Origin of the sequence: Peribacillus sp. B2I2 (genome assembly GCF_041261685.1) — a bacterium.
In the GTDB taxonomy this organism is placed as follows: domain Bacteria; phylum Bacillota; class Bacilli; order Bacillales; family DSM-1321; genus Peribacillus.
The window spans coordinates 749,983-769,023 of sequence record NZ_JBGCCB010000001.1 but is presented as its reverse complement, the minus strand read 5'-3'; the positions used below and the strand labels follow the sequence as shown (position 1 = coordinate 769,023).

At 42.3% G+C, this 19,041-nt stretch carries 15 protein-coding genes and 1 riboswitch; of the genes, 7 read left to right on the top strand and 8 right to left on the bottom strand.

Annotated elements, in window-relative coordinates:
* Positions 1 to 127: 127 nt before the first annotated feature.
* The 4 genes from ABIE66_RS03855 to ABIE66_RS03840 all read right to left on the bottom strand — a co-directional run bounded on the left by ABIE66_RS03855 (position 128) and on the right by ABIE66_RS03840 (position 3,294).
* Positions 128 to 1,072 (bottom strand): D-2-hydroxyacid dehydrogenase, encoded by a 945-nt coding sequence (locus tag ABIE66_RS03855; RefSeq protein WP_370013903.1) that lies wholly within the window; start codon positions 1,070 to 1,072, stop codon positions 128 to 130.
* A gap of 133 nt (positions 1,073 to 1,205) precedes the next feature.
* On the bottom strand, positions 1,206 to 2,330 hold the full coding sequence (locus tag ABIE66_RS03850) for an aminopeptidase (protein ID WP_370013902.1): 1,125 nt from the start codon (positions 2,328 to 2,330) through the stop codon (positions 1,206 to 1,208).
* 11 nt (positions 2,331 to 2,341) lie between these two features.
* Positions 2,342 to 2,812 (bottom strand): thioredoxin-dependent thiol peroxidase, encoded by a 471-nt coding sequence (gene bcp, locus ABIE66_RS03845; protein WP_289318482.1) that lies wholly within the window; start codon positions 2,810 to 2,812, stop codon positions 2,342 to 2,344.
* 62 nt (positions 2,813 to 2,874) lie between these two features.
* On the bottom strand, positions 2,875 to 3,294 hold the full coding sequence (locus tag ABIE66_RS03840; RefSeq protein WP_101225970.1) for a potassium channel family protein: 420 nt from the start codon (positions 3,292 to 3,294) through the stop codon (positions 2,875 to 2,877).
* 257 nt (positions 3,295 to 3,551) lie between these two features.
* Positions 3,552 to 3,743: riboswitch (cobalamin riboswitch) on the top strand.
* A gap of 154 nt (positions 3,744 to 3,897) precedes the next feature.
* On the opposite strand from ABIE66_RS03840, the gene metE reads away from it, so the two are divergent.
* Positions 3,898 to 6,204 carry a 5-methyltetrahydropteroyltriglutamate--homocysteine S-methyltransferase gene (metE, locus tag ABIE66_RS03835; RefSeq protein WP_370013900.1) on the top strand — a complete coding sequence of 769 codons (2,307 nt, stop codon included), beginning with the start codon at positions 3,898 to 3,900 and terminating at the stop codon, positions 6,202 to 6,204.
* Positions 6,201 to 6,689 (top strand): acyl-CoA thioesterase, encoded by a 489-nt coding sequence (locus tag ABIE66_RS03830; RefSeq protein ID WP_289323766.1) that lies wholly within the window; start codon positions 6,201 to 6,203, stop codon positions 6,687 to 6,689. The genes metE and ABIE66_RS03830 overlap by 4 nt, the downstream gene beginning before the upstream one ends.
* A 41-nt stretch (positions 6,690 to 6,730) precedes the next feature.
* On the opposite strand, the gene ABIE66_RS03825 is transcribed toward ABIE66_RS03830, so the two are convergent.
* The 3 genes from ABIE66_RS03825 to ABIE66_RS03815 are packed head-to-tail and all read right to left on the bottom strand — an operon-like array spanning position 6,731 to position 9,368.
* Positions 6,731 to 7,516: an ABC transporter permease gene (locus ABIE66_RS03825; RefSeq protein ID WP_289317907.1), complete on the bottom strand. Its 786-nt coding sequence runs from the start codon at positions 7,514 to 7,516 to the stop codon at positions 6,731 to 6,733.
* Positions 7,517 to 7,520: 4 nt separating this feature from the next.
* Positions 7,521 to 8,312 carry an ABC transporter permease gene (locus ABIE66_RS03820; RefSeq protein WP_289317908.1) on the bottom strand — a complete coding sequence of 264 codons (792 nt, stop codon included), beginning with the start codon at positions 8,310 to 8,312 and terminating at the stop codon, positions 7,521 to 7,523.
* A 48-nt stretch (positions 8,313 to 8,360) separates the two neighbouring features.
* Entirely contained in the window at positions 8,361 to 9,368 is a 1,008-nt protein-coding gene (locus ABIE66_RS03815; RefSeq protein WP_289323765.1) for an ABC transporter ATP-binding protein, read from the bottom strand.
* A 151-nt stretch (positions 9,369 to 9,519) separates the two neighbouring features.
* Between ABIE66_RS03815 and ABIE66_RS03810 the strand changes: the two genes are divergently transcribed.
* The 4 genes from ABIE66_RS03810 to ABIE66_RS03795 all read left to right on the top strand — a co-directional run bounded on the left by ABIE66_RS03810 (position 9,520) and on the right by ABIE66_RS03795 (position 17,530).
* On the top strand, positions 9,520 to 9,840 hold the full coding sequence (locus ABIE66_RS03810; protein ID WP_370013899.1) for a hypothetical protein: 321 nt from the start codon (positions 9,520 to 9,522) through the stop codon (positions 9,838 to 9,840).
* Between the two features lie 143 nt (positions 9,841 to 9,983).
* Entirely contained in the window at positions 9,984 to 11,273 is a 1,290-nt protein-coding gene (locus ABIE66_RS03805) for a glutamate-1-semialdehyde 2,1-aminomutase (RefSeq protein ID WP_289317911.1), read from the top strand.
* Between the two features lie 341 nt (positions 11,274 to 11,614).
* Positions 11,615 to 16,087, top strand: coding sequence for a glutamate synthase-related protein (locus ABIE66_RS03800; RefSeq protein ID WP_370013898.1), 4,473 nt, complete (start codon positions 11,615 to 11,617; stop codon positions 16,085 to 16,087).
* 351 nt (positions 16,088 to 16,438) lie between these two features.
* The gene (locus tag ABIE66_RS03795; RefSeq protein WP_289323761.1) at positions 16,439 to 17,530 is read left to right on the top strand and encodes an FUSC family protein; all 1,092 of its coding nucleotides are present in this window, start codon (positions 16,439 to 16,441) and stop codon (positions 17,528 to 17,530) included.
* A gap of 58 nt (positions 17,531 to 17,588) precedes the next feature.
* Here the strand turns inward: ABIE66_RS03795 and ABIE66_RS03790 are convergent, their stop codons facing one another.
* On the bottom strand, positions 17,589 to 18,002 hold the full coding sequence (locus ABIE66_RS03790) for a MarR family winged helix-turn-helix transcriptional regulator (protein WP_289317914.1): 414 nt from the start codon (positions 18,000 to 18,002) through the stop codon (positions 17,589 to 17,591).
* Positions 18,003 to 18,378: 376 nt separating this feature from the next.
* Between ABIE66_RS03790 and ABIE66_RS03785 the strand changes: the two genes are divergently transcribed.
* Positions 18,379 to 19,017 (top strand): biotin/lipoyl-containing protein, encoded by a 639-nt coding sequence (locus ABIE66_RS03785; RefSeq protein ID WP_289327222.1) that lies wholly within the window; start codon positions 18,379 to 18,381, stop codon positions 19,015 to 19,017.
* Positions 19,018 to 19,041: the final 24 nt, after the last annotated feature.

Here is a 19,041-nt window from a genome sequence, read left to right as displayed (position 1 = left end):
TTAAATTGTAATATTTATAATTAGTGTACCTTTTATTCGTTGAATTTGTCAATAATTCGATGGTTTTACCATTCTTTTTTATTTTATTCATCACCGCTTTGAATCTTTCCCATTTTCGTATTGTATTTTAGTATCCCCTCGATAAGTCGATTACGTTGATGAAGTCTTTTCCAGCTTTCAGGTATTCACGCATGTTTTTTTCGAATATCGCAAAGGTTCTTGGTAAATATTCTCCGCTTTTACTTGAAAGATGCGGTGTGACCGTAACGTTTTCCATCTTCCAAAATGGATGCCCTTTTCCTAAAGGTTCCGGATCAAATACATCCAAGATGGCATGAGCCAATTCCCCTGCTTCCAATGCTTCGATCAACACTTCATCGTTAATAAGATCACCGCGGCCAATATTCACGAATACGGCGGTTTCTTTCATTGCTTTAAAGTGTTCTTTTTGCAGAAGGCCCTTGGTTTCATCAGTACTTGGCAGGACGGATACGATGTAATCGGCTTCCGGTACGGCTTCCAATATATTATCCAGTGTATAAAGGCGATCGATGGAATCCACTGGCTTCCCGCTGCGGTTCACCCCCAGTGTCGTCATCCTAAAGGCTTTCCCCAAACGGGCCACTTCTCCTCCAATTGCACCGGCACCAAGAACGAGCATCGTTTTGCCATTCAATTCCCCTACTTCAATCTTTCTATGCCACAGTTCTTCCCTTTCATTCTTCATAAGCAGTTTCAGTTTCTTTTCATATTGTAAAAGCATCCCTATCGTATACTCGGCCATTGGGATTTTATGAATGCCTCTTGCGTTCGTCACCAAAATGCCGCGTTCCTCAATGGCTTTAAAAGGCATTAATTCCAATCCTGCACTCATGACCATTATCCATTTTAAGTTCGCCGCTTTCCCAATGATTTCTTCATTTAAATCCTCACCGTATGTAATCAAGATTTCCGCTTCATTAAGTGGCTCATCCGTCCATCCTTCTTGATAAATGAAGTTCAAATCAGGAAATGCGTCCATCATCTTCGTTTGGATGCTTTCATTCGGAATGATTGTTGAAAGTATTAACATGTTTATCTCTCCCTTTTAATTAACATAAAAAAACACGGGCTCTGTGTGTCCCGTGCAACTTTCTCTGAGGAGGTATTCCCTTAATAAAGCATATTCAGGTGTCCCCTTTTTGAGTTGGACAAAAGCCTTAGCCTTAATAAAAAAGGCTTTGTTTTAATGAATTTGGGTTTAATGCATGTAATTCAGGCAATATGAAAATTCCATCCCTTCTGATCAGCACATCGTCAAAGTAGATGTCACCACCGCCATATTCAGGACGCTGGATCAAGACCATATCCCAGTGTATAGATGAACGGTTTCCATTATCCGCTTCTCCATAGGCAAGTCCCAGAGCCAAGTGCAGACTCCCGCTTATTTTCTCATCGAATAATGTATCGTCCATAGGTTCCAATATGTATGGATTGATTCCAATTGCGAACTCCCCGATAAAACGGGACCCTTCATCGATATCCAGAATCCGGTTCATTTTGGCAGGTTGATTGGAAATGGCTTTAATGATTTTCCCCTTTTCAATGTTTAATTCCATGTCACTAAAGGTGATTCCTTCATAGGTTGTGGGTGCGTTGAAGGATATCCTTCCATTGACGCTTTCTTTTATGGGTGCCGTAAACACTTCCCCATCAGGTAAATTCTTTTTGCCGGCACATATGATGGCCGGCATACCTTTGATGGAAAAAGTCAGATCTGTCCCCGGTGAAACGATCCTGACTTTGTCAGTCCCTTCCATCAATTGCTTTAACGGTTTCAATGCCGCCTCCATTTTCCCGTAATCCATAGTGCAAACTTTGAAAAGGAAGTCTTGGTACCTGTCGAAGTTCATGCCGGCTTTTTGCGCTGATGCGTTGGTGGGATATTTAAGTAAGACCCACCGTCGGTTGTTTACATAGAAAAGAGTGGGAGAATTCATAGCTTCCCCTTGAATACGTTGCCTCTCGATGGGAACATCAGTCATTTCCACGTCGTTTTCTTCACTGGTGATGATGATGACCGCATCGATATCCGTATACTTCTTCAAAGCCCATTGCGACGATGTATCAAGTTGTTCCTTCACATTCCCTTGTAACAGATGTCGGCTAATCTCATCGTCTTCGAGTTCTATATATGGATAAGCACCCACCCTGTATATTTCATCAATCAGCTCTTTCAACAATGGTTTCGTGTTGATATGGCCCCGGATGAGGATTCTCTCTTTTGGCTGTAATTGTATCGAATGATGAATCAGCCTGGCCGCAAGCTTCGTTATTCGTTCATCCTTCATCTGCCTGTCCCTTATTTTTCTAGGTCTCGAAGAGTTTCAAGCGCTTCTTCGACGTGGCCTTTGACTTTTACTTTACGCCATTCCTTGACTATTTTACCTGCCTTATCAATCAGGAAAGTTGAACGTTCAATGCCCATATATTCCTTGCCGAAATTCTTTTTCAATTGCCACACATCAAATGATTCAGCCGCTTCATGGTTTTCGTCAGCTAGCAGCAGAAAAGGCAATCCATGTTTTTCGATGAATTTTTCATGACGTGCCGCCGGATCTGGGCTTATACCAATGATGACAGCGTTCAATTCCTCGAATTGTTCATTGTGGTCCCGGAAATCACAGGCCTCCGTCGTGCATCCTGGCGTCATGTCTTTTGGATAAAAATATAAAACGATGTATTTCCCTTTAAAATCCGATAGGGAAACCATTTCACCATTGTTTGCAGGGAGTTGAAAATCAGGTGCTTTTTCTCCAATTTTAACAGTCATATTGAATCCTCCATTTCCTTCATTATGGTAAGAGTACCCAATAATCGAAAGAAACACAACTTTCATTTATCCTTCCTATCTTTATGCTCCAGATCGATCACCGTCCGAATCACGAACGCTGCCGGGAGTGTGTACCCGATGAAAGCCTGAATGGTAGCTATCATCCTGCCCATTCCAATTGGGGCTATATCTCCATACCCTACAGAAAACATGGTCATCGCGCTAAAATAAAAAGAAGTCTTCAACTGTTCATAGAATGTGCCATCCAATCGATTGCCCATATCAAGAATCACCGAATGATTCTGAAGCTCGTATAATAAATAAATCAGTGCAAATCCAACTAATATCGTCGCATATAAATTGCCAAGCCACAGCATATCCTCCAGAGAAAACTTCTTTCCTCCCGACTCAACAAGAAATAACGTCCGAATGCTCATCACCATGCAAAAAATGATTCCTGCAATCAAGATGTAGAAAGTCATCCCCTACGCCCCATTTCAAAACGCCACTTCCTTTATACATACTCCCTGTCCTAACAATATATTCTTTTTTAGGAACAGACTTCAGCCTTATCACTCACACACCCTAAAGGCATTTGTCAAAATGTCGGGAACGTTTCCCGATTTTTTTCATGTTGACCCTTTTGGTCGGATATGTTAAGATTATCTAAATTTTTATAATAGTTTTTATTTTATAAATATTTGGTACCTGCAATCAGTTTATCAGCAGGTTTAGTGAAATTTCATATGTGGAAATAGGTTCCTAATTTTCATTAGGATTAAAAGGGAAGCCCGGTTTGATTCCGGCACGGTCCCGCCACTGTAATGGGAATGTTAGCGCCATCCAATATGCCACTGATCTACGGATCGGGAAGGCTCGCTGCTAATGATATTCCCTAAGTCAGGAGACCTGCCTATTTCGACAACACTGTTTTAACCTACGGGAGATAGGGAGGTGTTAGGGACCTTATAATTATAAGGGGCATTCTGCATGTCTCTTTATTTTAAGCATTTCTAACTTTCTCTTATTGACAGTTAGGGGTGCTTTTTTTATTGTTTTTAAACAAATCAAAGGAAAGTAGGAGGATGAGAATTTTGAAAAGCAGTAATTTGGGGTACCCGCGAATCGGGGAAGATCGTGAATGGAAACGTACATTGGAAGCATATTGGTCTGGGAAAATCGATGAACCAAAATTTACGGCACAACTAAAAGCCATCCGTTTAGGCAACTTACAAAAACAAAAAGATCAAGGCATTGATATCATTCCTGTCAACGACTTCACTTTCTATGATCAAATGCTCGATATGTCCGTCATGTTCGGTCTTGTTCCTGAACGTTACTCTGCCTATGAAGGCGGAAGCGTTCCCCTTTCCGTTTATTATTCAATGGCTCGCGGGAACAATGATGAGGTCGCTTCCGAAATGACGAAATGGTTCAATACGAACTATCACTATATCGTCCCTGAATTAAAACTGCCACAGCTGACTTTAACAGAAAATAAACCACTTGTAGCATATCGGGAAGCCAAGGAAAAGCTAGGGATTGAAACGAAGCCCGTGTTAATCGGACCTTATACTTTCATCTCCCTTTCCAAAGGCTTCAAAAAACAAGATATCCCTGGCATAATCCTGCGCCTGCTTCCTCTATATACGCAAATCCTGCAGGAGTTGGAGCAAGAAGGCGTGAAGTGGATTCAAATGGACGAGCCTTCTCTTGTTTCATCCATTTCCAAAGATGATATGCAAACTGTTACTTACCTCTATGAAAAACTGAATGAAGCAGCACCAAACCTAAACATCATGCTGCAAACATACTTTGATGCCGTGGAACACTACCAAGAAGTCATCGAATTACCAGTTCAGGGAATCGGTCTTGATTTTGTACATGATAAAGGAAGGAATCTAAGTAATCTTGAAGCATCCGGCTTCCCGAAGGACAAAGTGCTTGGTGCAGGTGTGATTGATGGAAAAAACATTTGGCTTTCTGATTTATCGAAAAAGATTCAATTGATCGACACTCTAAAGAAAAAAGTAGCCGAAGACCGAATCTGGCTTCAACCCTCTTGTTCCCTGCTTCATGTTCCAGTGACCGTTCGTAATGAAACCGCCGTTTCAAAAGAAGTGAAAGAAACCCTTGCTTTCGCCGATGAGAAACTTGAAGAAATAACACTCTTGGTCAAAGGGAATAATCAGGGCTTTGAAGCAATCGCCGATAAGGTCGATGCTAATAAATTAACGGTTCAGACGTTAGCTAGTTCAAATGCACGGAATCATAAGAGTGTACAATCCAGTGTCGAAAAGGCTAAATCAGAGCATGTTGGACGTCAGCTGCCATTTAAAGAACGTTACCAAAAACAACAGGAATTTTTCAAATTGCCTTTTCTACCTTCAACAACGATCGGTAGTTTTCCCCAGACATTTGAAGTTAAGCAAGCACGCGGGAAATTCAAAAAAGGAGAATGGAGCGCTGCGCAATATGAAACATTCATTAACGAAGAAATCGGCAGGTGGATCGACATTCAAGAAGAAATCGGCTTGGACGTTCTCGTACACGGGGAATTCGAACGGACGGATATGGTTGAATACTTCGGTCATAAGTTAGGCGGATTTGTCTTTCTAGAAAAGGGCTGGGTACAATCCTATGGGTCTCGCTGCGTAAAACCACCAGTCATTTATGGCGACATCTATTTCATCGAACCGATGACAGTCAGGGAAAGTGTATACGCACAATCACTTACGAAGAAGACCGTAAAGGGAATGCTTACAGGTCCTGTCACGATTTTGAACTGGTCATTTGTCCGTGATGATATTTCCAGGGAGAATGTATGCTACCAGCTGGCACTTGCTTTGGAAAAAGAAGTCATTGCATTGGAATCGGCAGGAATCAAAATGGTCCAAGTTGATGAACCTGCACTTAGGGAAGGTCTACCATTGAAAAAAAGCGATCGCGATGAGTATTTGAACTGGGCTGTGAATTCGTTCTTGATATCCACATCAAGCGTGGAGGATACAACGCAAATTCACACGCATATGTGCTATTGCGACTTCAACAGTTTCATGGATGTCATTTCTTCCTTGGATGCCGATGTAATTTCCATCGAAACATCCCGTAGCCATGGAGAGCTTGCTTCCGCATTCGAGGAAAAAACGTATGAAAAAGGTATTGGCCTGGGTGTGTATGATATTCACAGTCCCCGAGTTCCAGCAGTGGAAGAAATGGTCGATATGATTGAACGGGGCATCAAGGTATTAGATAAAGACCAGTTTTGGATCAATCCCGACTGCGGCCTGAAAACAAGGGGTATCCCGGAAACCGTCGCCTCCCTGAAAAACATGGTCGAAGCAGCAATAATCGTCCGTGAAAATCTTTTAGCCCAAACAACAGGCAAATGATTGAAAAGGAAAGCGGCTTATCAAATGCCCATCCAACACAGCAGTCACGGACTTTCCTAACCGACCTTGTTTTTCCACCGGATACGAACCATCATAATACCATCTTTGGCGGGAAAGTAATGGCTTATGTTGATAAAATAGCCTGTATTTCAGCTATGCGCCATTGCCGAAAACCCGTTGTGACTGCTTCAAGCGACTCTTTTGATTTTTTGGCCCCCATCAAGACAGGGGACGCAATTAACCTTGAAGCTTATGTCACTTGTGCCCATCGCACATCAATGGAGGTATTCGTGAAAGTGGAGCGTGAGAACTTATTAACAGGTGAAAAGCAGCTTACGGCACGCGCTTTTTTAACGATGCTGGCCATTGACGAAAACGGTAAGCCGACAATCGTACCTCAGGTCATTCCGGAAACGGAAGATGAAAAGCAGCAATATGTTCAAGCACAAGCAAGATATATTGAAAGAAAGAATAAACGCAAATAAACAAAAACCCCTTCAACATGAATGCTGTTGAAGGGGTTTTTTTAGTTTCCTGCCCCACGGTACCTCTTCACTCCTTGATTCCATATGAAAACGGATATCATGAAAAAGGCAACCCCGATTACAGGTGTGGCAAATGCATACGCATACCACTCTTCTTTTCTAAGGAAATAAGATGCCGGATAAACACCAACAAACGCGAATGGCAGCACCCATGTAAGGATAAAACGAATGACCTTATTATAAATATCAACAGGATAGCGACCGTAGTTCCCGATATTGTACATCATTGGCATGATGGATGTTTTCGCATCCGACCAGAACCCAATGCTTGCTATCGCTACGAATATGGCTGCATAAGCAAGAGCCCCTCCTATTGCAAAAATGATGAAAAGAATCGGGTCATACCACGCAAGCTCCAGATCCAATGAAGCCCCCGAATAGAATATAATGATCAAACCGGTCACAACGCCAAACAACGATTCTAGCTCGATTCTTTCTAAGATGACTTGAAAGAGGCTATGTATCGGTCTTGTTAATATCCGATCCATTTCACCTTTGACGATATAGCGATCATTAAAATCCCAGATGTTGAAAAAGGCTGAAAAAAGGGCGAATGGGATAAGGAAGAATCCATAAATGAATATGATTTCTTCACGGCTCCACCCGCTTAAAAATTGGGTATGTCCAAAAACGACTAAGATAAATACCAGATTCACGACCTGATTCAGCAGGTCAGATAGGATTTCCATGAAGAAATCGGCTCTATACTGCAATCTTGTTTTCATATACTGACTCACATATTGAAAAAACATCGATACATAAAACATCCCGTCAACCTCCTTGAATAATCAGCTGTTTTTTTGCGACTATCCATAAAAGCTGAATCGGTATTATAAGAATGATGCACCAAATTAACTGCTGTAAAAGCGCCATGCCAATTTCGCCTGAACTGTACCCGTTCGTAAAAATCATGCTTGGTACATAGCTGATCCCTTGAAAGGGCAAATATTTCATCACTTCCTGCGCCCATATCGGATAGAAACTGATGGGCAGCAGCAGACCGGAGAATAAATCAATGATAACCCTTTTAGCCCGGATCAATCCGGCATTATTATATAAGAAAAAGGTAGTGATTCCTGTCAATAAGTTAATTTGTGTATTGATGATGAAGCTGAACAGCAAGGAAATGCCGAATATCCCCCACGTAGCTGGCTCGTGTGGCAATTCAATAGGAAAAATGAAAGCTACCAGCAGCATTCCCGGAATCGAGAAGAAGAAGAAACGGAATATCCCCTCCCCAAGTCCTTGCATCGTTTTCATGCCTAAATAGTTATAAGGACGGATCATTTCAATGGCGACCTTGCCGTCCTTAATTTCAGTGGCGATTTCGCGGTCAATATTATTGAAATAAAAAGCACGCGCCATCCATGCAACAGCGACGTAGGTTGTCATCTGCATACTTGAAAGTCCTTCGATGGAGCTTTTTTCTCCATATATCGCATTCCATAAGAAATAATAAGCACCGATATTAATGCTATAAATTAAAATGCCGGTATAATAATCCGTTCGATACGCAAGCATCATCAAAAAACGCATGCGGATCATTGCAATATACTTCCCCATTGCCCTCCCCCTTCTTGATAGACACGTTGTTTCTTAATGATAAGAGAGTCAGACAGTGCCTTCTTCATAAATATTGCGAACAATCTCTTCAATGGACGTTTCATGGATTTTGATGTCCTTTATTTTAAAATGTGACACGACAGCTGAAACAAGCTGTGAAATATGATCACTTTCTTCTTTCAACAAGGCAATGTAAGTTTGATTTTTCTCATCATAAACCCAGTTAGCAGTAAATGGGAGTGGTAAGGATTGCAATTCCTTCAATTCAATCGGCTCGATGAATTGAAAATGGATCTGTTTTTCCTCAGCCCAGTTATCTTTCAAACTCTGCAATTCCCCATCATATATGATTTGTCCTTCATCAAGCATGATTACGCGCTCACACAATGCCTCAATGTCACCTAAATCATGGGTAGTCAAAAGGATTGTCGTATTATATTTCTCATTGATTTCTTTCAGGAACTCGCGAATTTTCATCTTCACGAGTACGTCAAGGCCTATTGTCGGCTCATCAAGGAACAGCAAAGGCGGATTGTGAATCAGTGCTGCCGCAAGCTCGCAGCGCATTCGCTGACCAAGTGAGAGTTTACGCACTGGTTTGTCCAGCAAAGGACCGATATCGAGCGTCTTGATGACATGTTCCATATGATCGTTATAATGTTCATCCGTTACTTTATAGACCTTTTTTAGCAGCCTAAAGGATTCCTGAACCGCAATATCCCACCATAGCTGTGAGCGCTGACCAAATACGACTCCGATTGTTTGAGTGAACTTTTCCCTTTCCTTATGTGGATTCATGCCATTGACCGTGATTTCACCCGCTGTCGGTTCCAAAATACCTGTCAGCATTTTGATAGTGGTCGATTTTCCTGCACCATTTTCCCCAATATAAGCTACCATCTCACCCTTTTTTACAGTAAAATTGATATCATTGACGGCAGGGACGATTTTATAATTTCTTGTAAGTAAATCCCGGAAGGCACCTTTTAAGCCTGAACGGCTTGATGCCGACTTAAATTCCTTCCGAAGCTGTTTCACTTGAATTGCATCACTCATCCTGTTACATCCTCCGTAATCTCTTGTCCTAATGAATTAGTTTATCCAACCTAACCCTTTTAGACAATAAAAATGCTTGGATGCCATCTACCATTTTCAGGGCGAATCCGAACGTTGTACCAGATACATATATAAAGGAGACGAGCATGCCATGAATATTAAAGAATTTTTACTATCCCAAATCGAAAAGGTCGTAATCGACCTTCGATATGACTTCCTTTATGAAGATGAATACGGAGAATTATTATGCCAGGTCATCCAAAGGGATTCCAGCGGATCGATTGAAAGCACCCCCATAAGTTTCCACATTCGTATTAATGAAGAAAAAGGAACCGGCCAACTTATCTATTACCAAGCCCAGGGCGAAATGAACCGCCAATCCTTCGACATCGAAAACCCTGCCACCATCTTGGACATTTTATCTTTCATATCCGGAGTTTTGGGGTCCGACCCCATTTCCCAAACAAAATGAAGGCCCAGGAATGCTGCTGCTCTAAGGCTGCATCATTCCAACAGAGGCCGGATCACATTTCCTAGCCTTCCACCACAGATTTACGGACGGAAAAGTGCTATGATTAAGGTGAAATATGTTTATATTTTTAGGAGGTTTTAAGATTGGATTTTAGTAATTCGGAGCTTTTACATAAAGAGGCATTAGAACATATAGTTGGTGGGGTTAACAGCCCATCCCGTTCTTACAAAGCTGTAGGCGGCGGTTCACCAGTTGCAATGGATCATGCCAAAGGGGCTTATTTCTGGGATGTAGATGGCAATAAATATATCGATTATTTAGCTGCATATGGCCCGATCATCACAGGGCATGCCCATCCACATATTACGGAGGCAATCGTTAAAGCGGCAGAAACCGGCGTTTTATACGGCACACCAACAAAACATGAAGTGAAATTTGCCAAAATGTTGAAAGATGCCATTCCATCCATGGATAAAGTCCGCTTCACCAATTCAGGCACTGAGTCTGTCATGTCCACCATCCGTGTGGCCCGCGCTTACACCGGACGCGATAAGATCATCAAGTTTGCCGGCTGTTACCATGGTCACTCGGACCTTGTTCTAGTAGCTGCTGGTTCAGGCCCATCCACCCTAGGCACACCGGACTCAGCCGGCGTGCCCAAAAGTATCGCACAAGAAGTCATCACGGTGCCTTTCAATGATATCGAGCCTTTTAAAGAAGCACTGAATAAATGGGGCAATGAAATTGCAGGCGTACTTGTTGAACCGATCGTCGGTAACTTTGGAATCGTAGAACCAAGCCCAGGCTTCTTGGAAGAAGTCATTTCATTATCTCACGAAGCCGGATCACTCGTCATTTTCGACGAAGTCATCACAGCTTTCCGCTTCATGTATGGAGGGGCACAGGACTTCTTGGGCATTCAGCCCGATTTGACGGCGCTTGGAAAAATCATCGGGGGCGGACTTCCGATTGGTGCCTATGGCGGCAAAAAAGAGATCATGGAAACTGTCGCACCGTTAGGACCAGCCTATCAAGCAGGTACGATGGCAGGAAATCCGGCTTCCATGCTTTCCGGGATAGCTTGCTTAGAAGTACTTAAAGAAGAGGGTCTGTACGATGAGCTTGACCGGCTGGGAAAAATTCTTGAAGAAGGTATCCTGAAAGCCGCTCGCCAATATAATGTCCCGATCACCATCAACCGCCTAAAAGGGGCATTGACGATCTATTTCACGACAGAAAAAATTGAAAACTATGAGCAGGCGGAAAATACTGATGGCGAAATGTTCGCTAAGTTCTTCAAACTCATGCTCAACCAAGGCATCAATTTGGCACCTTCTAAATATGAAGCATGGTTCTTGACAATAGCTCACACGGACGATGATATCGCTTATACTCTAAAAGCGGTTGAACATGCATTCAAAAACCTAATTTAATAAAACGAAACAGCATAATTATGCATTTTTTATACACCCCCAAGATGTACATCAATCTTGGGGGTTTCTTATTTCCGTGTAATAAATCTTTTAAATTAGCCTTTGGAGCAATTCTTCACAAAAGTCCCATCAACAACAGCATCCAATCCATTGTATAAAAAATTGATTTCTGAATATTTAAATGATATGATATGGATACATTTATATACATTTATACACTTTCTTTCAATCTATAAAAAAACTTGGACGATTGTTCGGGTTTACTAATATTTCCCCCATTAAACAAATGCTACAGGAGGTGAAAGGCTAAGAATAAGGGCAGCCTTATTCAAGCCACACATATGACCCAACAATGGACACCTGCTACATTCAAAGAATTTTACAAGGAAGAACATGATGCCTGCGGAATCGTTTCCCGCATCGAAAAAAAGAAGATCCCTACTAACGAAAACATCTTTGCCTGTATCGACGCCCTGGTTAAAATGAACCATCGCTGCGGCTTCATCAATGGCGAGGGTGATGGCGCCGGCATCCATATCGATATTCCCCGGGCTCTTTGGAAAAAGAAGCTGGAAGCGGTAAATATCGATCCAAGCATCGTCGATGAAGATTCCTTCATAGTCGGCCACTTATTTTTAAGCAAAAAAACAGATGCGAACGACTTAAAAATCGAAATAAAGGAGAAACTGCTTCAACATGGTCTCTCTTTGATATATGAAACAGATAAAGCATACCGTTCTGAGGCCTTGGGACCGATTGCCATTCAGGAAGACCCAATGTTCTGGCAATTCGCCTGTTCCTCCACCATCAAAAACAACCAGGAGCTTTCAAATCTTCTTTTTGAGCTGACTTCCGACATCGAAAAAAGTGATTTCGTCCATGTTGCATCCTTAAGCCAGCATCATGCTGTCTACAAAGTGATGGGTGCGGGGGATACCCTCCCTGCCTATTATCTTGATCTTGCAGACCCTTTAGCTGCCTCCACCATGACACTGGGACATAACCGTTTCTCCACTAATACTCTATCAAGCTTCTTCCGGGTCCAGCCTTTCAGTGTACTTGGTCATAATGGCGAGATCAATACCATTGCCAAATTGCGTGATGAAGCGAAAATGATCGGTGTTCCCATCGCTAAAGACGGAAGTGATTCACAGGATTTAAACAAGACGATCGAAACTTTCATCTGCCGCCATGGCTACTCTTTATTTGAAGCTGTCGACCTTATGTTCCCGCCAATCATTAATGAAATCAAGGAATATCCAGAGCACTTACAAGACTTATATACGTATTTACGGGAGGCTTGGGGTCACTTTGCACAAGGTCCAGCAGGAATCATCTCACGTTTCGGCGATGAGGCCGTGTTTTCTGTCGACTCTTTAGGTCTGCGCCCGCTATGGAATATTGAAACGGAATCATCCTATATGTTCACTTCCGAACCAGGAATCATCCCTTCAAGTGAATATACCGGAGATCCTAAACCGATGGGACCTGGGGAAAAAGTGGGTTTGAAATGGAATGGTGACCGTATTGAGTTGTACACCTACAAGGATTACCAGGATAAAGTATTTGAACTCTTCAATAATCGTTTCGTTCTTTCCAATGACCGAGTCCGCTTGCAGCCCCAAGTTTTTGAAAAGGTTGTCTCCATGACAAACACGCAAGCCATTCATAATGGTCAGTATAAAGCTTTCGGTTGGGAAAGGGAGCATGTTCAATTAGTGGAACAGATGGCCGAAAAAGGCGCTGAGCCCATTCGTTCACTTGGTCATGATGCTCCTCTGGCTGCACTTAATCCCCAACGGACCAACATTGCGGATTTCATTAAGGAAAGTGTGGCTGTCGTAACCAACCCAGCGATAGACCGGGATCGGGAAACCGAGCACTTCTCAACAAGGACCATCATCGGAAAACGACCTTCCCTATTCGAAGCCAATAAGGCTGGAAAGGTTATGGAGCTGCTGACTCCTTTATTGATTGAAGGATTGACGGGTTATGAGTGTTCATCCATCGTATCGCAGCCAAGCTATGATCAGTTCATTAAATATAACCAAGATCAAAAACTCGTGCATTTCATTTCAAGCACGTTCAAAGAGGATGAAAGCATCACGGATGCTTTAACCAGGATTACGGATGAAAGTGTCAATGCAGTGGATAAAGGAAAAACGCTGCTCGTTCTGGATGATGCCCTTGCCCATCAAAACAGCAACCTTTGGCTTGATCCCCACCTTGTCACTTCAGCCGTCGATCAAGCATTGGTCCGCACAGGCAAGCGCCGGGATTGTTCCATCCTTTTACGTTCCGCATCGCTAAGGTCACTGCATGATATCATCGTTTCTTATGGTCTTGGAGCCAACTTAATCAGCCCGTATTATATGTTCCTATCCTTATCTTCAGATGACCTTAAGGGGGTTACCAATCTATATAACTCCTTGACGAAAGGACTTGAGAAAGTTATCTCCACCATCGGCATTCATGAGCTGCGGGGATATGGAAGACTTTTCTCTAGCATCGGTTTACATGAGGAAATCGCAAAATATTTAAATGTGGCTAACTTCTTCGGTTCCAATGATCTGGATTACAATTTTGATAAAATCAAGGCTGACGCCATCCAGCGTGCGGAAGATTACTGCAATGAAAAAGAACGGATGGGAAAGACCTTCCATTTATTCCCTAGGGTTTGGAAGTCGATCGGGGAAGTGGCTTCAACCGGTGACTATGACGCTTATCGCGAAAAGATCACCGAACAGGAAGAATCCAATCCTACGACGATCCGACACTTGACATCATTAAAAGCTTCAGATTCTTCAATCCCTTCTGAAGAGGTCAGTCTTTCGGTCGGCGAACAGGATTTGCCGTTCGTCATAGCCTCCATGTCCTTTGGATCACAAAATGAAATTGCTTTCCGGGCTTATGCAGAAGCTGCCGAGCGGTTAGGCATGATCAGCATGAATGGTGAAGGCGGGGAAATCAAGGATATGCTGGGCAAGTACCCGAAATCCCGCGGTCAGCAAATCGCTTCCGGCCGTTTCGGTGTCAACGCAGAACTCTTGAACTCTTCAAATCTATTGGAAATTAAAATTGGGCAAGGGGCAAAACCTGGTGAAGGCGGACACCTTCCCGGTTCCAAGGTCACAGCGAAAATCGCAGAAGCCCGGAATGCAACAATCGGTTCCGACTTGATCTCCCCTTCCAATAACCATGATATATACTCAATTGAAGATTTGGCCCAAATGATCCATGAACTAAAAACGGCAAACGATAAAGCAAAAGTTGCCGTCAAGGTTCCGGTCGTTCCAAACATTGGTACGATTGCGGTCGGCGTCGCAAAAGCAGGGGCCGATATCATTACGCTTTCCGGTTTTGATGGCGGAACAGGTGCTGCCAGGATCCATGCACTCGCACATGTCGGTCTGCCAGTCGAGATTGGTGTGAAAGCGGCCCATAATGCTTTACTTGAGTCAGGTATTCGTCAGAATGTTGAAATATGGGCTGATGGTGGGTTAAAAAGCTCGATGGATGTATTGAAATTAATGCTGCTCGGGGCAAACCGTGTAGGTTTTGGGACACTTTCGATGATTGCCGTCGGCTGTACAACGTGCCGCGGTTGTCACCTTGATACCTGCCATGTGGGCATCGCCACTCAAATCGAATCGGAAGCACAAGCGAAAGAACATGGGCTACGCCGTTTTGTTCCGCGAAAATTTGATTTAGCCGTTCAAGGATTAACGAATATGTTCAGTGCATTTGCCAAAGAACTCAAAGCGCTGACCGGATCACTCGGGGTGAAGAATCTTCAGGATATCGTCGGACGTTCTGATTTGCTTCAGCAAAGTAAAGGTCAACAATCAATGGATTTAACCTATTTATTGAAAAATTTGGATATAACACCGTTCTCACATAAAGAAACGGCGGCATATTTGAATGAAGGCTCCATGCAGGTTGCCGTTGGCGCTGAATATCTGGATTCACATGTAGATGATCTGCAGCAATCCCGCAACTATAGCTCGATCACTTCCGAGCAGCGTGTACTAGGCAGCAGGGTGTCCTGTCATCGCGTTAGGGGCAGATTGGATGGTTCATACAAAAAACTTCCTCCCGTTCACCTATCCTATCAGGATGGTTCCATCCCGGGTAATGGACTTGGGGCATACAATACGGAGGGAATTACGATCAGTGTGAATGGCGGCGCCCAGGATGGGATTGGCAAAACATCGATTGGCGGTAATATTGCCATCTTTAAATCTCCCGGAAAAGACGGAAAGTTCTACAATGGCTCTGTCGGTAAGGGCTTTGGATATGGTGCACAGCATGGTCTCCTCATTGCCCAAGGTGATGCCGATGCCAGGGCGGGAATCCGGCTTTCCGGAGCAGATATGATCATTGGAGGATTATTGAAACAACCACTTCCTGAAAAGGAAACCGGTAATATTGCGGTTACTTCCAATATTAAGGGATTCGCTTTTGAATACATGACAAATGGAAGAGGTTTGGTTCTGGGTGATCCGGGTCCATGGATTTGCGCAGGGATGACAGGCGGTGTCGTTTATTTACGGCAACAGCCTGAATTTGGATTAACCAAAGATGTCATTAAAAAACGGGTTGCAAAAGGGGCAAAGATTTCCATTGAGCCCTTGTCTGCAAAAGGCCTGCAGGACGTGGCCGAACTTCTTGGCAAGTACACGGCACTCTTGAAGGATCATGGCCAAACGGAAGAAGCAGCCTCCTTGGAGGCTCTGCTTCAAAATCCTGGAGAGCACTTCCTTCAGGTCGTTCCTGTGAAAGAACAAGCGGATCCTGCTGTATCCACAGAGTGATTCCGAAAACAAATTTAATCGAGAATCGTTCATTAAAAAAGCTGATGCTCTTCAATTCGAGCATCAGCCTTTTCCAGTCATTTACCTCTGGGGTAGTCTTTTAAACGAAGGAAAAACACACTTGAAAAGCAGCCAAGAAATTGCCTATATTTTCTTTATATATTAAACTTGATTTTACCTATTGTAACTCTAAGGAAAATCCTGTATATTACTTTTTGTTTACATCCTCTTATTTTAGTGTAAAGTACTAACAAATAAGTTAGAATACAATTTTAAGCAAAAGCCTATATATAAATAGAGCCTTTTTCTTACCATGTTCCATTACATCACAAAGAAAGGATTAACCTATATATGAAGTTTGGTGCCCGCATTCTCAAAACAGGAATAGCAATTGTTTTAGCGCTTTATCTATCGGAACTGCTTAACCTTCCTGCTCCTGTCCTTTCTGGGATTGCTGCAATTTTTGCAATACAGCCGACCATTTACCGTTCGTATCAAACGGTGTTGGAGCAAATTCAAGGAAATATCATTGGCGCGTTGGTTGCTGTCTCCTTCGTTTTGTTGTTCGGAAATGATATTTTTATAATCGGTCTTGCCGTAATGGTTGTCATAACCATCAATTTAAAATTGAAAATGGATAAAACGATTGTCCTTTCCATCGTGACGGTCATTGCCATCATGGAAAACCAGGAAGGGGAATTCCTTAATTTTGCCTTTATACGTCTTTCATCCGTTTTGCTGGGAATCGTTTCTTCTTTTATCGTGAATCTGGTTTTCATTCCTCCAAAATATGAAGCAAAACTTTATACACGCATTACAGATGTGACGGAAGACATCTTAAAATGGATCAGAATCAGCACAAGACATGCTACAGAACACACTTTATTGAAGAAAGACATCAGCCGATTAAAGGCGGAATTACTCGATCTCGAACATATCTATTCCATGTACAAAGAGGAACGAGAATATTTCAAGAAGAACAGTGTAGCTAAAGCAAGAAAGCTTGTCGTTTATCGGCAGATGATCATAACAACAAAAAAAGCGTTTGAAACCTTGAAGAGAATCCATAAATTCGAGAATGAAGTATATCAAATGCCTGAAGATTTCCAACGGAGTATCTTACAACAGCTTGATTCCTTGATTCGCAAGCATGAACAGTTGATATTACTGCATATCGAAAAAATCAAGTCGATTGGGGAGATTGAAGATTGGGACCAGGATTGTTTAAGTCGTAAAGAGCTGCTCGCCCACTTTTTCGAACAGCAGAATCAAGTGGACGAAATGCATGATAATCTAGGCCATCTCTCTGCCCGTCTTGTACCATTGATTTCTGCAGTCATAGAATATGACGAACAATTGGAACATCTTGAAAAGCTGATCGTCAGCTTCCAGTCCTTCCATAAGGAAGATAACGAAATATCTGTCCAGTATGAAGAAGATTAAAAAAGACGGTTCCCCGGGAACCGTCTTTTTTCGTCTCTATTTAGAGCATGCTCCTCATTCAATCATCCAAAAGGTTCTTATCAGCAGCCTTTTCAATCGTATCCAATTTCTTCAAAAGATCCTGCAGCTCATCTTCTGAGAATGAGTTGAAGTTCTTGCCCATCAATTGGTTATGCTCCGCAAGGACTCTCCCCAAAATCGCTTCCCCTGCCTCTTTCAATTCAAGATTGATGACCCTGCGATCCTTTTCAGAGGGCTGCCGTTTCACATAATCCATTTCGACCAGCTTATCTACAAATACGGTAATCGCACTTGGCTTTACGGTTAAGAAGTCAGCCAGCTGGGTCGATTTGATCGACCCCTCTTTTTTCAATATCAATAATATGAAAAACTGAGGCGACGTTAATCCATAAGGCTGAAGATTTTTTGCTACGATGGCCCTAAGCTTCTTCCTAATCCGAAAAATCTGCATTTCTATACTATTAGTTACTTCCCATTTAAAATCCAGCCTTCTCACTCCTTATATAGGACAATCCTACCTCTTAAATTTAATTAAATGACATACCATTGTCAAATTTACTTTCCATATATCCTTAAAACTAAAAAAAATTCAAATTTCCCCCATTTAACTGTATTTATTTCCTACTTCCATTCCGAATAAATTACATGACAAAAAATAATTAAACTGGTAAACTCTTTAGTTAATAATATTAATAATTATAAAAATTAATATTTATTAAAATTAATAAATAAACATTGATATGGGAGGCGTTGTCAAATATAGGTCAAGTCATTTAATGAAACTGATTCAAAAACCGATCATCAATATTTTTTTGGAGGCGAAACAAGTGAATAGAGGACGTTTAGTTTTAATCAATATCATTGGTTTGGTTATTATATTGGCGGTAGTGGCCGGTGGGGCTTATTACTATTATGAAAGCACGAATTTCATTAAAACGGATGAAGCGAAAGTGTCGGGTGACCTTTATACCATCGTTGCCCCCGCAACCGGAAAATTAGCAGATTGGGACTTACACGAAGGAGACAGTGTAAGTAAAAATGACAAAGTTGCTAATGTAACCACATCAGATGTAAAAGAAGCAGTAAAAACGGCAGCGCAAGGGACAATTGTTAAAACACAAGTACATGATGAGCAGCTGGTTCAAGCGGGTCAAACGCTTGCTCAGACCATCAATATGGATGATCTATCCATAACGGCTAACATTGAAGAAAATAAATTGAAGGATATTGAAAAAGGTGACAGCGTCGATATTATCATCGATGGAGATCCCGATACTGTCTTCGAAGGTACATTGGAACAGATCGGTTATGCGACAACGTCTGTCTTTTCAGTGATGGGCAATCAAAACAGCAGCGGAAACTATACGAAAGTCACTCAAAAAGTACCAGTGAAAATTTCCATTAAAGCACCATCCGATAAAGTTCTGCCTGGAATGAACGCAGAAGTGAAAATTTCAACTAAATAAACCGGCAATACAGTTATACAGAAA